This window comes from Ketobacter alkanivorans, assembly GCF_002863865.1.
In the GTDB taxonomy this organism is placed as follows: Bacteria; Pseudomonadota; Gammaproteobacteria; order Pseudomonadales; family Ketobacteraceae; genus Ketobacter; species Ketobacter alkanivorans.
Map to the genome: position 1 here is coordinate 4,078,252 of NZ_CP022684.1, position 13,935 is coordinate 4,092,186.

Annotated in this window: 13 protein-coding genes; 6 read left to right on the forward strand and 7 right to left on the reverse strand. The window is 52.2% G+C overall.

Annotated features, from left to right (window positions below):
* Positions 1–39 precede the first annotated feature (39 nt).
* The 4 genes from secA to Kalk_RS17505 all read left to right on the forward strand — a co-directional run bounded on the left by secA (position 40) and on the right by Kalk_RS17505 (position 5,459).
* Complete coding sequence (gene secA, locus Kalk_RS17490) at positions 40–2,769, forward strand: preprotein translocase subunit SecA (RefSeq protein WP_101895476.1); 2,730 nt, start codon at positions 40–42, stop codon at positions 2,767–2,769.
* A gap of 128 nt (positions 2,770–2,897) precedes the next feature.
* Positions 2,898–4,130 carry a bifunctional glutamate N-acetyltransferase/amino-acid acetyltransferase ArgJ gene (argJ, locus tag Kalk_RS17495; protein ID WP_101895477.1) on the forward strand — a complete coding sequence of 411 codons (1,233 nt, stop codon included), beginning with the start codon at positions 2,898–2,900 and terminating at the stop codon, positions 4,128–4,130.
* A gap of 3 nt (positions 4,131–4,133) precedes the next feature.
* A complete protein-coding gene (locus tag Kalk_RS17500; protein ID WP_101895478.1) occupies positions 4,134–5,096 on the forward strand; it encodes a Nudix family hydrolase in 963 nt (320 codons plus the stop codon).
* 30 nt (positions 5,097–5,126) lie between these two features.
* Positions 5,127–5,459, forward strand: coding sequence for a YegP family protein (locus tag Kalk_RS17505; protein ID WP_101895479.1), 333 nt, complete (start codon positions 5,127–5,129; stop codon positions 5,457–5,459).
* Positions 5,460–5,527: 68 nt separating this feature from the next.
* On the opposite strand, the gene yacG is transcribed toward Kalk_RS17505, so the two are convergent.
* The 5 genes from yacG to pilB all read right to left on the reverse strand — a co-directional run bounded on the left by yacG (position 5,528) and on the right by pilB (position 10,285).
* Positions 5,528–5,716, reverse strand: a complete 189-nt coding sequence (gene yacG, locus Kalk_RS17510) for a DNA gyrase inhibitor YacG (protein WP_101895480.1) — start codon at positions 5,714–5,716, stop codon at positions 5,528–5,530.
* A complete protein-coding gene (gene coaE, locus Kalk_RS17515) occupies positions 5,713–6,312 on the reverse strand; it encodes a dephospho-CoA kinase (RefSeq protein ID WP_101895481.1) in 600 nt (199 codons plus the stop codon). Before coaE ends, yacG begins: the two co-directional genes overlap by 4 nt.
* 78 nt (positions 6,313–6,390) lie before the next feature.
* Complete coding sequence (locus Kalk_RS17520) at positions 6,391–7,299, reverse strand: prepilin peptidase (protein ID WP_101895482.1); 909 nt, start codon at positions 7,297–7,299, stop codon at positions 6,391–6,393.
* Between the two features lie 16 nt (positions 7,300–7,315).
* The gene (locus Kalk_RS17525) at positions 7,316–8,572 is read right to left on the reverse strand and encodes a type II secretion system F family protein (RefSeq protein ID WP_101895483.1); all 1,257 of its coding nucleotides are present in this window, start codon (positions 8,570–8,572) and stop codon (positions 7,316–7,318) included.
* 15 nt (positions 8,573–8,587) lie between these two features.
* Positions 8,588–10,285 (reverse strand): type IV-A pilus assembly ATPase PilB, encoded by a 1,698-nt coding sequence (gene pilB / locus Kalk_RS17530; protein ID WP_101895484.1) that lies wholly within the window; start codon positions 10,283–10,285, stop codon positions 8,588–8,590.
* 367 nt (positions 10,286–10,652) lie between these two features.
* Here pilB and Kalk_RS17535 point away from each other — a divergent pair, with 367 nt between their 5' ends.
* Positions 10,653–11,132, forward strand: coding sequence for a pilin (locus Kalk_RS17535; protein ID WP_101895485.1), 480 nt, complete (start codon positions 10,653–10,655; stop codon positions 11,130–11,132).
* Between the two features lie 110 nt (positions 11,133–11,242).
* Positions 11,243–11,716, forward strand: a complete 474-nt coding sequence (locus tag Kalk_RS17540) for a pilin (protein WP_101896382.1) — start codon at positions 11,243–11,245, stop codon at positions 11,714–11,716.
* A gap of 21 nt (positions 11,717–11,737) precedes the next feature.
* Here the strand turns inward: Kalk_RS17540 and nadC are convergent, their stop codons facing one another.
* Both nadC and Kalk_RS17550 read right to left on the reverse strand, forming a co-directional pair.
* Positions 11,738–12,574: a carboxylating nicotinate-nucleotide diphosphorylase gene (gene nadC, locus Kalk_RS17545; protein ID WP_101895486.1), complete on the reverse strand. Its 837-nt coding sequence runs from the start codon at positions 12,572–12,574 to the stop codon at positions 11,738–11,740.
* A 7-nt stretch (positions 12,575–12,581) separates the two neighbouring features.
* On the reverse strand, positions 12,582–13,922 hold the full coding sequence (locus Kalk_RS17550) for an alanine/glycine:cation symporter family protein (protein ID WP_101895487.1): 1,341 nt from the start codon (positions 13,920–13,922) through the stop codon (positions 12,582–12,584).
* Positions 13,923–13,935: the final 13 nt, after the last annotated feature.

Below are 13,935 nucleotides of genomic sequence, written 5' to 3' on the forward strand. Positions count from 1 at the left end.
CAGGCTCGGGAACGGCCTCAGTAATAGAAGTGAAAATCTATGTTAGGACCACTGTTTCGCAAGATTTTAGGTAGCAAAAACGATCGCGAACTTAAACGAATGGGCAAGCTGGTTGTTCAGATTAATGCGTTGGAGGAAGAGATCCAGGCGCTGACCGATGAACAGCTAAAGGCTAAGACCCCCGAGTTTCGTTCACGGCTGGAGCAGGGTGAGAGCCTCGATAATCTGTTACCTGAGGCTTTTGCAGTGGGTCGCGAAGCTAGCAAACGTGTCATGGGGATGCGTCACTTCGATAGCCAGATGATAGGTGGTATTACTCTGCATGAAGGTCGTATTGCAGAGATGCGCACCGGTGAGGGTAAGACCCTTACTGCTACTCTGGCGGTGTATCTTAATGCCTTGTCTGGCCGTGGCGTACATGTGGTTACGGTGAACGATTACCTGGCTCAGCGGGACGCGGACTGGATGCGCCCCTTGTATGAGTTTTTGGGCATGAGTGTGGGTGTGATTTTGTCGCAACAGGATGCGGCCACCAAGCGAGCCGCATATGCCAGTGACATCACCTATGGCACCAACAACGAATTTGGTTTTGATTATCTGCGCGATAACATGGCTTTTACCCTGGAAGATCGCGTGCAGGGGCCTCTTAATTTTGCTGTAGTGGATGAGGTGGATTCGATCCTCATTGATGAAGCCCGTACCCCTTTGATCATCTCCGGCCCCAGTGAAGACAGCTCGGAGATGTATAAAAAAATCAATGTGCTGATCCCCAAGCTCAAGCGTGGCTCTGATGAGGGCGAGCTGGATGCCGAGCAAGAAGTTTATCATTACTCCATTGATGAAAAAAATCGTCAAGTAGAACTGACAGAAGAAGGCCATCAGTTTGTAGAAGACTTGCTCACCGAGTACAAGCTGTTGGCAGAGGGTGACAGCCTTTATGCGGCGAATAATCTTAACTTGCTGCATCATGTACACGCTGCCTTAAAAGCACATTGCCTGTTTCAGCGTGATGTGGATTACATCGTACAGAACAACCAGATAGTGATTGTCGACGAGCATACCGGTCGTACCATGGCGGGGCGTCGCTGGTCGGATGGTATTCATCAGGCCATCGAAGCAAAGGAAGGGGTCAAGATTCAAAACGAGAATCAGACTTTGGCTTCCACCACATTCCAGAACTATTTCCGTATATACAACAAGCTGTCGGGCATGACCGGTACAGCGGATACTGAAGCCTTTGAATTCCGCCAGATTTATGGCCTGGATGTTGTGGTGATTCCCACCAACAGGCCGATGGTACGACAGGATCTGAATGATCTTATTTTTATGTCGACCGAGGAGAAATTTGAGGCAATCGTAGAAGATATTAGAGAGGCCATTGAAGCGAAGCGCCCTGTGTTGGTGGGTACGGCCTCGATTGAGACGTCGGAGTATTTGTCGGCGTTTTTGAAGAAGCAGAAAATTGATCACAAGGTATTGAATGCCAAGTTCCACGCTCAGGAAGCGGATATTATCGCTCAGGCGGGTCGTCCGGGTGCACTAACCATCGCCACCAATATGGCGGGCCGGGGAACTGATATTGTTTTAGGCGGTAATTGGCAAGCCGAGGTGGATGCGTTAGATAACCCCACTGAAGAACAGATTGCCAAAATCAAGTCCGACTGGGAGGCGCGTAGCCAGGCCGTGAAGGAGTCCGGTGGCTTGCATATCATCGGTACAGAGCGTCATGAGTCCCGTCGTATTGATAACCAGCTCCGTGGCCGTTCGGGGCGACAGGGCGATCCTGGTTCCACCCGTTTCTTCCTGTCGTTGGAAGATGGTCTGATGCGAATTTTTGCGTCGGATCGGGTTAAAGGGTTGATGCAAACCCTGGGTATGGAGCGGGGCGAGGCTATCGAGCATCGTTGGGTTACCAAGTCTATCGAGAATGCGCAGAAAAAGGTCGAGGGTCGCAACTTTGATATTCGTAAGTCTCTGCTGGAATATGATGATGTTGCGAATGATCAGCGTCGTGTTGTGTACGAGCAGCGTAATGACATTCTCCACGCTGAGGATTTGTCTGAGAACATCAAGGCCATTCGTGTTGATGTGGTGAATGAATTCATCAGTGGTTACATTCCTCCTCAGAGCATGGTAGAGCAGTGGGACGTTGAAGGGCTTGAGCGTGCGATGGAAACGGATTTCAGAATTCGTATGCCGGTGCAGCAGTGGTTGGATGAAGACAAATCGCTGCATGAAGAAACGTTACGTGAAAAGATCATTGGCCTTCTTGAAGAAGCCTATGCCACCAAAGAAGCGAATTTGGGCGATGAAACCCATGTTATGCGTCAGCTTGAGAAGCACGTGATGCTGGCGACCCTGGATCGTTTGTGGAAAGAGCATCTGGCTAACATGGATCATCTGCGTCAGGGTATTCATCTGCGCGGCTATGCCCAGAAAAATCCGAAGCAGGAATACAAACGCGAAGCATTTGAGCTGTTCCAGACCTTCCTGGAAAATGTGAAGTTGGAAGTGGTGCGTGTGCTGTCGACTGTTGAGTTGCGTCGACAGGAAGAAGTGGAAGAACTAGAGCGCCAGCGTCGTGCTGCTGCCGAGCGTGAGCTTACGTTGCAGCATGCGGACGCGGCGTCGGCAACTGCCGACAACGAGCAAGCAGAAAGTGCTGGGAATGCACCGTTCCAGCGGCAGGAACGTAAGGTGGGGCGTAATGAGCCCTGCCCCTGCGGATCAGGTAAAAAGTACAAACACTGTCACGGGCAGGTGGAGTAACATTACCAGGATCGGCAAGAGGGGCTTTGAGCCCCTTTTTTCATGGAATTTTAAAACGCCAATGTTGGCATTGGTGAGTATTGGTGAGTACATCATTGACGAAAGTACATTTGAGTGAGGGCACAACTATGGCGGTAGGAAAAGAAACCTTTGGTGTAATGCATCCAGTTAAGGGGTTTCGTCTGGGCACGGCTCAGGCGCATGTGAAAAAGCCCAATCGCCGTGACTTGGTACTAATGGAGGCCGCAGGCGGCAGTTCTATCGCGGGTACTTTCACCAAGAATGCATTTTGTGCAGCACCGGTCACCCTGTGTAAGGGTAACTTGCAGGCGCTGTCTGGTTATTCCGAGAACCCGATCCTGCTGATTACGAATACCGGTTACGCCAATGCCGGTACAGGTGAAAAAGGTCTGACTAATGCAAAGGCGGTGTGCAGTGCGTTGGCAGAGCAAACCGGATCGGTGCAATCCAATGTGTTTCCTTTTTCCACTGGCGTGATTGGTGAGCCCTTGCCGGTGGAACGTATTGTGAAAGGGTTGCCTGATTGCATTGCATCGTTGAGCGAGCAAGGTTGGGATGATGCTGCCCATGGCATTATGACTACGGATACCCGGCCAAAAGGCGTGTCAGTGCAATTGGAGCTGGCAGGTTCAACCGTTACGATCTCTGGAATATCCAAAGGTGCTGGCATGATCAAACCCAACATGGCGACCATGCTGGGTTATGTGGCGACTGATGCTAAAGTGGCGCCGGAGTTGCTGCAGCGTCTGGCTTCGGAGGCCACTCAGGCATCATTCAATTCGATCACCGTTGACAGCGACACATCCACCAATGACAGCTGCATGCTGGTTGCTACCGGTCAGTCGGGAGCAGAAATAACCGAGCAGAATGCGGATGTGTTTGCCCAATTTAAGGCGGCCTTGATGGATGTATTCCTTCAGCTGGCTCATGCCATCGTCAGGGATGGCGAGGGTGCTACCAAGTTTGTGGCGGTAGAGGTAGGCGGCGCGCTTTCTGTCGACGAGGCCAGAGAAGTGGCTTACACCATCGCCCATTCTCCGTTGGTAAAAACGGCGCTGTTTGCCAGCGACCCCAACTGGGGGCGAATTTTGGCTGCTGTGGGCAGGGCGCCCATCGATAACCTGGATGTGACTGGGGTTTCGGTTGCACTTAATGGTGTGATGATTGCGGAGCAGGGCGCGGTGGCGTCGAGTTATACCGAAGCCGCTGGTGCGGCTGAAATGCAGAAAGAGGAAATCACCATTCAGGTAAAACTGGGGCGCGGAGATGCGTCTGCCACCATTTGGACCACAGATTTCTCCTACGATTACGTTAAGATCAATGCTGACTATCGTTCCTGAATTATGAAGCGAGTGCATGTGGTTGCGGCAGTGATTACCAACGGCGACGAAATACTGATCGCACGCCGCCCGGATCACCTGCATCAGGGGGGAAAGTGGGAGTTTCCCGGTGGCAAGGTGGAGCCGGGTGAGCCGGTCAGTGAAGCCTTGGCACGTGAGCTAAATGAAGAGCTGGGAATCATTGTGGGAGCTTCGGAGCCTCTGATCACGATAGATCATGAATACCCTGATAAGCATGTGCTGCTGGATGTGTGGAAGGTGACGGACTTTACCGGCGACGCCAAAGGTATGGAAGGGCAGGAAGTGCGCTGGGTGACTCAAGACTCGTTGGCTGGGTTTGAGTTTCCGGCAGCCAATGTCCCTATTGTGGCGGCAGCAAGGTTGCCACAGCGTTACGTAATAACTCCTGACTGCCAAATAAAAAGCCCGGCTGATCTGGATGCCTTTGTGCAGAAGATGAAGGCGATGATGGTGTCTGGGCAGCGTTTGTTTCAGCTGCGTTTGAAGCAGCTGGATGCGGCACCATTATCCGAGCTGGTGGGGCGGCTGGTGGAATTAAAGGCGGGTTTCAATGCCTCTGTATTGGTTAACAGCGATATGCCGAATGAGGTGCAGCATGCCTTTGATGGGGTGCATTTAACGTCGGCTGCACTGTACCAGCTTGTCGAGCGACCCGCTGGCCATGATTGGGTTGCCGCTTCCTGCCATTCTCTTGAGGAATTGAGATTGGCCGAGCAATGTAACGTGGATTTCGTCACGCTGTCTCCTTTCAGGCACACCGCCAGCCATCCCAATGCCGAACCCATTGGTGAGACACGTTTTGCAGAATGGGCTTTTGGCGCAAAAATGCCTGTATATGCACTGGGCGGAGTAGGCGCTCAGGATATAAAATTGACCGCTTCTCTTGGTGCTCAAGGTGTGGCCGGAATTCGAGCGTTCTGGCCTGGAGGGTGCGAAGAAACATAGCGTCATAACCTAACGATACGGAGATCATAAATGAAAGGCTGGTATGAACTTGAACGCAGCAGTGACAATCAATACAAATTCGTTTTGAAAGCCGCGAACGCTGAGGTGATTCTGGTAAGTGAGCTTTACACCCAGAAGGCATCAGCGATAAAGGGAATAGAGTCGGTGCGAAAAAACTGTGGATCGGACGACAGCTTTAAGCGTTTGGACGCCTCAAATGGTCAAGCGTATTTTAATATTGTGGCTCAGAATCATGAGGTGATCGGCACCAGCGAGCTGTATTCTTCTGCTCAGATGCGTGACAAAGGCATCGAATCGGTGAAAGCGAACGGCGTCAGTGCAGTTTTGAAAGATTTAAGTTAGCAGGCTGTTCAATCGGAGCCCGTTGTGGGCTCCTTTTTGCTTTGCGCATACAAGCGTTCAGTGGCGGGTTAGTGCAAAGGTTTGTCTTGCGGCTCTTCGTCGTCAAGGCTCCAGTCCGGTTCACCGGGTATAAAGCGCTCGCCGCTGGCCCACTCCCCCAGATCAATCAACTTGCAGCGTTCGCTACAGAAGGGGCGGAACGGGTTGTCTGTTGAGTATTCGATTTCTTTTTCGCAGGTAGGGCATTTTACCTTCATGTTTGTTTCGCCATTTCCAAATAGGTTTTATGCAGTTGATCTACTTTTGCGCGTAGGTGTGGCAGATCCTGATCGTTGCAGATCACGTCGTCGGCTTTGGCCAGGCGTTCATCTCGTGACATTTGCGCGGCAATGATCGCTTTCACACCCTCTTCTGTCGTGTGGTCGCGGGTTACTGTGCGAGCAATTTGCAGCTCTACCGGTACGTCGATCACCAGTATCCGCTTTGCCATTTTGTGCTGACTGCTTTCCAGTAAAAGAGGGGAGGCCAGAATGGTATAGGGTGATTGGCTGGCCTGGATCTGCGTTAGGATTTCCTGCGCAATCAGCGGGTGAGTGAGGCTCTCCAGCCATTTACGCTGGGATGGATCGGCAAACACGATCTCCCTGAGGGCGCGGCGGTCTAGCTCGCCACCTGCGGTGATGAGGTGTTCGCCAAAGTGCTCAGCAATGGCTTGCAAGGCGGGTTTGCCTGGCTCCACTACAACGCGTGATGCCAAGTCAGCATCCACAACGGTGATACCCAATTCCTGAAATCGGTCGGTTGCTGCGGTTTTGCCGCTGCCGATTCCGCCTGTTACTCCGATTACCAACATAGACCACCTCAGATTTGAAGTGGCCTATTGTTGCGATTGATGGGGAGGATGTAAAGGTGGCAGATGGATTCTGCCGTATCAGAACAGGAAGCGTTGGTACTGGCGCAGGATGGCTTCACCCCAGAAGAAAGCGATCCAGCCTGCGGCAGCGAGATAGGGGCCGAAAGGGATGGGAATATTTTTGTCGCGGCCTTTTATCACAATCAGGCTGATGCCAACCACCGCGCCTACCATGGACGATAATACCAGAATCAGTAACAGGTATTGCCAGCCCATCCAGGCACCCAGGGCCGCCAGTAGCTTGAAGTCACCATACCCCATGCCCTCCTTGCCAGTGAGCAGTTTAAACGCCCAATAGAGGCTCCATAGACACATGTAGCCCGCAACAGCGCCGATCACAGCGTCTTCAAGGGAGGCGAACATGCCCTGCATATTCAGCAGCAGGCCCAGCCACATCAGCGGCAGGGTGATTTGATCGGGCAGTAGTTTGTGATCGAAGTCGATCATGGTGAGACAGATTAGCGCCCAGGTGAACGCCAGGGCGGCGGCGGTTTCCCAGCCGAAGCCAAAGTTCCAGGCGGCAAACCCGGAAAGCAGCGCGGTAACCAGCTCGATGATAGGGTAGCGCAATGAAATGGTGTTTTTGCAGCTGCTGCATTTGCCTTTCAGGGCCACATAGCTTGCCAGAGGGACGTTCTCATACCAGCGTATCTTGTGGCCGCAGTGGGGGCAGGTGGAGTCCGGTTTTGCGATATTGAAGGGTGGTTTGGGCAGTGACTCCGGGTGTGCCTCCAGTTCTTTGGGCAGCTTGCCAAACATTTCTTTGATGAAGTCGCGGCAGTTCTCCAGCCATTCCAGTTGCATCATCACCGGTACACGGTAGATCACAACGTTAAAAAAACTGCCGAACATCAGGCCGAATAAAAAAATAACCCCGGTGAAGTACTCGGGGTTATTGGCGAGGTATTGGATTACTTGGTTGGACATATCAGGTTAAGCCGCCTTATACCACCGAGCCCAACTGGAAGATGGGGAGATACATAGCGATGATCAGGCCGCCAACAAGTACGCCGAGCACGGCCATGATCAGTGGCTCCAAGAGGCTGGTGAGGCCATCTACGGCGTTGTCCACCTCATCCTCGTAGTAAGTGGCGACTTTTTCCAGCATGGTATCTAACGCACCGGATTCTTCACCGATGGAAGTCATCTGTACGGCCATGGCAGGGAATACACCAGAGGCCTTCATGGAGAAGTTCAGTTGCGTACCGCTTGAGACGTCGTCGCGTATCTTGTTAACCGCGTTGCGGTAAACAACATTACCGGTGGCACCTGCAACGGAGTCGAGTGCCTCCACCAGGGGAACACCGGCCGCAAAAGTGGTGGCCAGGGTTCTGGCGTAGCGAGCGATAGTGGCTTTAAAGATGATGTCACCGGCCACAGGCAACTTGAGTGCGAGGCGATCCAATGAATCACAGAATGCCTGAGAGCGCTTTTTTGCTTCGGTGAAGGCAATGCCCGTGGCGGCCAATATCAACAATACAGCCCACCACCAGGTTTGAAGCCAATCAGACATATTGATAACCATCTGCGTAAAGGCGGGCAGCTCTGCTCCAAAGCTACCAAACAGATCCTGAAAGGTGGGAACCACCTTAATCAGCAGGATGGCGGTAACAATGGCTGCCACGATCAGTACAGCGACTGGGTATTTGATTGCTTTTTTGATTTTGGCTTTCAGGGCTTCGGTTTTTTCTTTATATATGGCTATGCGGTCCAGCATGGTTTCAAGGGCACCGGACTGCTCACCGGAGCTAACCAAACTGATAAACAAATCATCGAAGTAGGCGGGATGGGATTCCAGTGCGGTGGCCAGGTTGTTACCGCCTTCAATATCACTTTTGATTTTCATCAAAAGCTCTCGCATGGATGCATTATCGTGCCCATCGGCAACGATTTCGAATGACTGCACCAACGGAACCCCGGCTTTCATCATGGTTGCCAGTTGCCGGGTGAATACGGCGATGTCCATGGCGGTGATTTTCTTTTTGCGGGGCCCAAGCATTGAGGTTGCTTTCTTTTTGACCTTGTTGGCCACGATGCCCTGTTTGCGCAGCTCGGCTTTTACCAAGGTAACGTTTTGCCCGGGGATCTCACCCTTTACTTTATTGCCTTTCTTATCCAGGCCCTCCCAGGAAAATGTCTGTACCTTGGGAGCTGCCGCCTTTTTGGCTGCTTTTGGTTGAGCTTGAGTTGCCGTAGCCATTATTAATGCCCTGTTTTAATGCCCGGTTGTTACACGGTTAACTTCTGCCAGACTGGTTAATCCATCTTTTACTTTTTTGAGTCCGCTGGCTCTAAGGTCGTTAAACCCTTCTGCTCTTGCCGCATCGGCGATCTGAATCGCGTTGCCTTCTTCCATTATAATGCGTGAAATGCCATCAGTGACTTTAACTACTTCATATATACCCACTCGACCTTTGTACCCGTTCACACATTTGTCACAACCATGGGGCCCATATATGGTAAATGAGCCTATTTCGCCCTCTTTAAAACCTTCAGCTATAAGAGTTTCTTTCGGCACATCAATGGGCTTCTTGCAGCTTTTGCACAAACGCCTTGCCAGTCGTTGGGCGATGATCAGCGATACCGAGGTGGCGATGTTGAATGCTGGCACGCCCATGTTACGCAAACGCGTCAAGGTTTCCGGTGCGCTATTGGTATGGAGCGTTGATAAAACCAAGTGACCAGTCTGGGCTGCTTTGATGGCAATTTCTGCGGTTTCAAGATCGCGGATCTCGCCCACCATAACAATGTCTGGATCTTGCCGCAGGAATGCTCTTAGTGCGGCACCGAAATCCAGGCCTACTTTAGTGTTTACGTTTACCTGATTGATGCCTTCCAGGTTGATTTCTGCCGGATCTTCCGCGGTTGAGATGTTGCGCTCTGGCGTATTTAGGATATTCAGGCCGGTATAAAGGGATACGGTTTTACCTGATCCTGTCGGCCCGGTCACCAGAATCATACCCTGAGGTTGTTCCAGCGCCTTCATGAACAGGTCTTTTTGGTCCTCTTCGTAGCCGAGCATGTCGATGCCCAGTTTCGCGCTGTCCGGATCGAGGATTCGCAGTACGATCTTTTCGCCAAACAGGGTGGGCAGGCTGTTCACCCGGAAGTCGATAGCACGGGTTTTGGACAGTTTCAGCTTGATCCTGCCATCCTGAGGCAGTCGGCGTTCGGATATGTCCAGTTGTGACATGACTTTCAGGCGGGCCGCCAACTTGGGTGCCAGGTTAACGGGGGGGCGAGCCACTTCACGGAGGATGCCGTCGGCCCGCAGACGAATACGATAGGCCTTCTCATAGGGCTCAAAGTGGATGTCTGACGCCCCCATTTTGATGGCGTCCAACAAAATTTTGTTAACAAAGCGAACAATAGGGGCATCATCCGCTGCTTCTGCAGTAACATCTGGACCCTTATCGTCATCTGTGCCGGCCTCAATGTCCAGGTCATCCAGATCGGTGTCACCCAGGTCGCTGAAGCCAGTATCGGTGCCTTCCAGGTAGCGGTCGATGGCACCATCGAGCTTGTCTTCATCCACCACCACGGCCTCTGTGCTCAGGCCGGTATTGAATTTGATTTCGTCCAGAGCCTGCAGATTGGTGGGGTCGGACACCGCCACATAGAGCCGGGTGCCGCGTTTGAACAGAGGCAGGGCCCGGTGTTTGCGCACCAGCTTTTCGTTAACCAGCTCTTTGGGGTAGGCATCCTGCGACATGGAGTCCAGTTCGATCAGGGGCGTTCCAAATTCGTCGGAAGCCGCCAGAGCAATGGTTCTGGCTGGTACCAAGTTGTTTTGTACCAGATAGGTTACCAGAGGGATTTTCTGCTTATGGGCTGTTTCGGAGGCGCTGCGTATAGCGTCTTCGGCAATTACCCCTTCATTTAACAGTTTTTTTGCCAGGCCACTTAAATTCATAATTAAAGAGTCAAATACCGGATTGATTGCAGAACCAGGTGAAGTATGAGCGTTAATCAATTGTATATATTGATTCTTTTTTAATAGTAGATCAAACACTCAGATCGAACAGCAAACCAAGAAATAAATCGATGGCACCACTGAGCTTTGGGTGACAATTTTTGTCACCATGTGCCCGGTAGCGTCTGTGCGTTTGAGGCCGAATGGCTCCTGATCAAATAATGGACAGCTAAGCTGCTGAAATATCAGGGCCTGATAAATTTCTTGATTCTGGCACGAGCTGTGCTTTTCTTAGATTAGTTGGTTGGCACAGTGCCGATGCCAATTACATCATTGGTTGTACACTAGAACGCTTGGAGAAACACGTATGAAGAAGCAAATGCAACAGGGTTTTACTCTTATTGAATTAATGATCGTGGTTGCGATTATCGGTATTCTGGCTGCTGTGGCGATTCCTCAGTATCAGAACTATATCGCCCGTTCACAGGTTACTCGTGTAATGCAGGAAGCCGGTGCAATCAAGACGGCGGTTGAGGCGTGTATTAACGATGGTCGTCTGGTTGTAGGTACTGGTGCTGGTCAATGTGACCCAGGTGCTACGGGCTCTAACTTGGTGACTGGAGCCACTCAAGTAGGTGCGACTTTGCCAGCTGGGACTGGTGTGCCTCAAGTTACAGCTCCGCTTACTACGACAACTACTATTGTTGCGACTTTTGGTAACAATGCTGCTGCTGTTTTGCAGACTCCTGCAGCCAATGTTACATGGACTCGTGCAGTCGACGGTAGCTGGACCTGTTCATCCACAGCTCCTGCCAATCTGTTGCCTACAGGCTGTCCTGCTCCATAAGCTGATAGTTTAAGCAAGTTAGGAGGGGGCTTTTGGCCCCCTTTTTTTGTGGCGAATTATGAAGCGCCGAATTTAAGGAACTAGGAATGCACTTTGTTGGGAGAGGAGCTATGTATCAGGAAGTATCGAAAGGATTTACTCTGATAGAGCTGATGATAGTTGTGGCCATTATTGGTATTTTGGCTGCGGTAGCGATCCCTCAATATCAGAATTATGTACTGCGCTCACAAGTGAGCCGCGTAATGAGTGAGAGTGGTGCATTGAAGTCTGCATTGGAACATTGTTTGGCGGAAGGCAAGCTTGCGCTGGGCACCGGTGTAAACCAATGTGACCCTGGTGCTAGTGGATCTAATTTGGTGTCAGGCGCGTCTCAAGTGGGTGCAACCTTACCAGTGGGTACAGGGGTTCCCCAAATCACAGACCCCTTGGCGGGAGTAATTACTATAGTTTCTACCTTCGGTAATAACGCCAGTCCGGCCTTGTCCTCCGGGGCTTCAGTACTAACCTGGACACGCTCATTAGATGGCACTTGGACCTGTAGCACAGACGCGCCAACGAATGCACGACCAGCTAATTGCCAATAATCATTGTAGAGCATTGTGTGGCTAGGATAAGCGCATCGACAAATCCACCGCCCGACAATGCTTGGTCAACCCACCAATAGAAATATAATCCACGCCGGTTTCAGCAATCTGCCTTAGGGTCTCATCGGTAACCCCGCCAGATGCTTCCAGCTTCGCGCGGCCTGCTGTCAGTTCCACCGCTTTGCGCATATCCGCCACACTGAAATCATCCAGCATGATAATATCTGCACCCGCCGCCAGGGCCTGTTGCAGTTCGACAAAATCCTCCACTTCAACTTCCACCGGCTTTCCGGGGGCGTTTTGGCGTGCGGTCTGAACCGCTTCGGCAATGCCACCGCAAGCGGCGATATGGTTCTCTTTGATTAAAAACGCATCATACAAACCGACTCTATGGTTAAAACAACCGCCACAGGTTACTGCGTATTTCTGGGCGGTGCGCAACCCCGGCAGGGTTTTACGGGTATCCAGCAGTTTAACCCCGGTGCCTTCTACCATGTCGGCGTACTTGCGGCAGACAGTGGCGGTGCCGGACAGGGTTTGCAGAAAGTTCAGTGCGCAGCGTTCCCCAGTGAGTAGGCTGCGGGCTTTGCCTTCCAACTCGAACAAAACTTGATCGGGTTTTACCCTGTCTCCGTCTTGGGCATGCCAGGTGATAGCAACACTCGGGTCGATCTGACGGAAGACTTCATTGACCCATTCCACGCCGCACAGGGTTGCGTGTTCGCGGGTGATCACGCGAGCTTTGGCCGTATTCCCCGGAGGGATCAGGTCGGCGGTGATGTCGCCGTCACGAACATCTTCTTCAATGGCGAACGCTACGGTGCGCGTCAGGTCTTCTTGTCGGTAATCGGGGGTCATCTTCAGGCTACTTGTTGAAATAATCTTTGGTGAGTTTGAATACCAGCGGGCTCAGGGCCAGCAGGGCGATCAGGTTGGGTATGGCCATCATGGCATTGAGCACATCCGCCAGCAGCCAGACAAAATCCAGGGTCATTATTGTGCCCAGCGGGATGGCGATAATCCAGACAATTCGAAACGGCATGATGGCGGTTGTGCCGAACAGGTATTCCGCGCAGCGTTCGCTGTAGTAGCTCCAGCCTAAGATGGTGGTAAAGGCAAACAGTGCAAGCCCGATGGCCACAACATGGGCACCGTAGCCCTCATTGCTAAGGATGTCGAAGGCCATTTTAGTGAGTTCGGCACCACTTGAGCCTTGTGTCCAGGCACCGCTGATAACGATAACCAAGCCGGTAATGGAGCAGATGATGATGGTGTCGATGAAGGTGCCCAGCATGGCGATCAGCCCTTGCTGCACCGGGTTGTTGGTTTGGGCGGCAGCATGGGCGATGGGGGCGCTGCCCAGGCCTGCTTCGTTAGAGAACACCCCTCGCGCCACGCCAAATCGTATGGCTGCCATAATGGTGGCACCGGCAAATCCGCCTACTGCGGCATGGCCGTTCAGGGCGCTGTCAATAATCAGGATGATGGCATCGGGCACTTCCTGGATGTTCAGCAGTATGAATGTGAGCCCGGTTCCCACATATAGCAGTGCCATGGTCGGCACCAGCTTTGCCGCCACCTGGCCAATCCGTTTGATGCCTCCCAGTAATACCAGAGCGGCGATCACAGCCAGAATGCAGCCGGTGATCACTTTGTCTATTTTATAGGTGCTTAGTAGAGCCTCGGCAACGGAGTTGGATTGTACGGTGTTGCCGATGCCAAAGCCTGCCAGCAGTCCAAACAGGGCAAACAAGGTGCCGAGCCAAGCCCAGTTCTGGCCCATGCCGTTTTTGATGTAATACATGGGGCCGCCGACGTAGAGCCCTTTGTCATCTTTCTCCCGAAAGCGCACTGCCAGTACCGCCTCGCTGTACTTGGTGGCCATTCCCAGCAGAGCAATACACCACATCCAGAACAGCGCACCTGGCCCCCCTAGTGCAATGGCGGTGGCCACCCCAGCAATGTTGCCGGTGCCCACGGTGGCAGACATGGCGGTCATAAGTGCGTTGAATGGCGGGATGTCCCCGGATTCTTTGGAGTGCCTTCCTTTAACCAGAAGCCGAAACGCATAAGGAATTTTGCGCAATGTGACCAGCCTGAGCCCCAAGGTCAGAATGATCCCGGTCAGCGACAGGGCAATCAGCATGGGGGCGCCCCAGAGAATATTGCCACTGAGCCATGAGAGCTGTTCGGTAAGTGTTTGCATCCCGTGTTCCTGA

Coding starts and splice junctions, on each gene's coding strand:
- secA (WP_101895476.1), top strand. CDS start 40: ATGTTAGGACCACTGTTTCGCAAGATTTTAGGTAGCAAAAACGATCGC.
- Kalk_RS17535 (WP_101895485.1), top strand. CDS start 10,653: ATGAAGAAGCAAATGCAACAGGGTTTTACTCTTATTGAATTAATGATC.
- Kalk_RS17505 (WP_101895479.1), top strand. CDS start 5,127: ATGAAAGGCTGGTATGAACTTGAACGCAGCAGTGACAATCAATACAAA.
- Kalk_RS17525 (WP_101895483.1), bottom strand. CDS start 8,572: ATGGCTACGGCAACTCAAGCTCAACCAAAAGCAGCCAAAAAGGCGGCA.
- Kalk_RS17550 (WP_101895487.1), bottom strand. CDS start 13,922: ATGCAAACACTTACCGAACAGCTCTCATGGCTCAGTGGCAATATTCTC.
- yacG (WP_101895480.1), bottom strand. CDS start 5,716: ATGAAGGTAAAATGCCCTACCTGCGAAAAAGAAATCGAATACTCAACA.
- pilB (WP_101895484.1), bottom strand. CDS start 10,285: ATGAATTTAAGTGGCCTGGCAAAAAAACTGTTAAATGAAGGGGTAATT.
- Kalk_RS17540 (WP_101896382.1), top strand. CDS start 11,243: ATGTATCAGGAAGTATCGAAAGGATTTACTCTGATAGAGCTGATGATA.
- Kalk_RS17520 (WP_101895482.1), bottom strand. CDS start 7,299: ATGTCCAACCAAGTAATCCAATACCTCGCCAATAACCCCGAGTACTTC.
- argJ (WP_101895477.1), top strand. CDS start 2,898: ATGGCGGTAGGAAAAGAAACCTTTGGTGTAATGCATCCAGTTAAGGGG.
- coaE (WP_101895481.1), bottom strand. CDS start 6,312: ATGTTGGTAATCGGAGTAACAGGCGGAATCGGCAGCGGCAAAACCGCA.
- Kalk_RS17500 (WP_101895478.1), top strand. CDS start 4,134: ATGAAGCGAGTGCATGTGGTTGCGGCAGTGATTACCAACGGCGACGAA.
- nadC (WP_101895486.1), bottom strand. CDS start 12,574: ATGACCCCCGATTACCGACAAGAAGACCTGACGCGCACCGTAGCGTTC.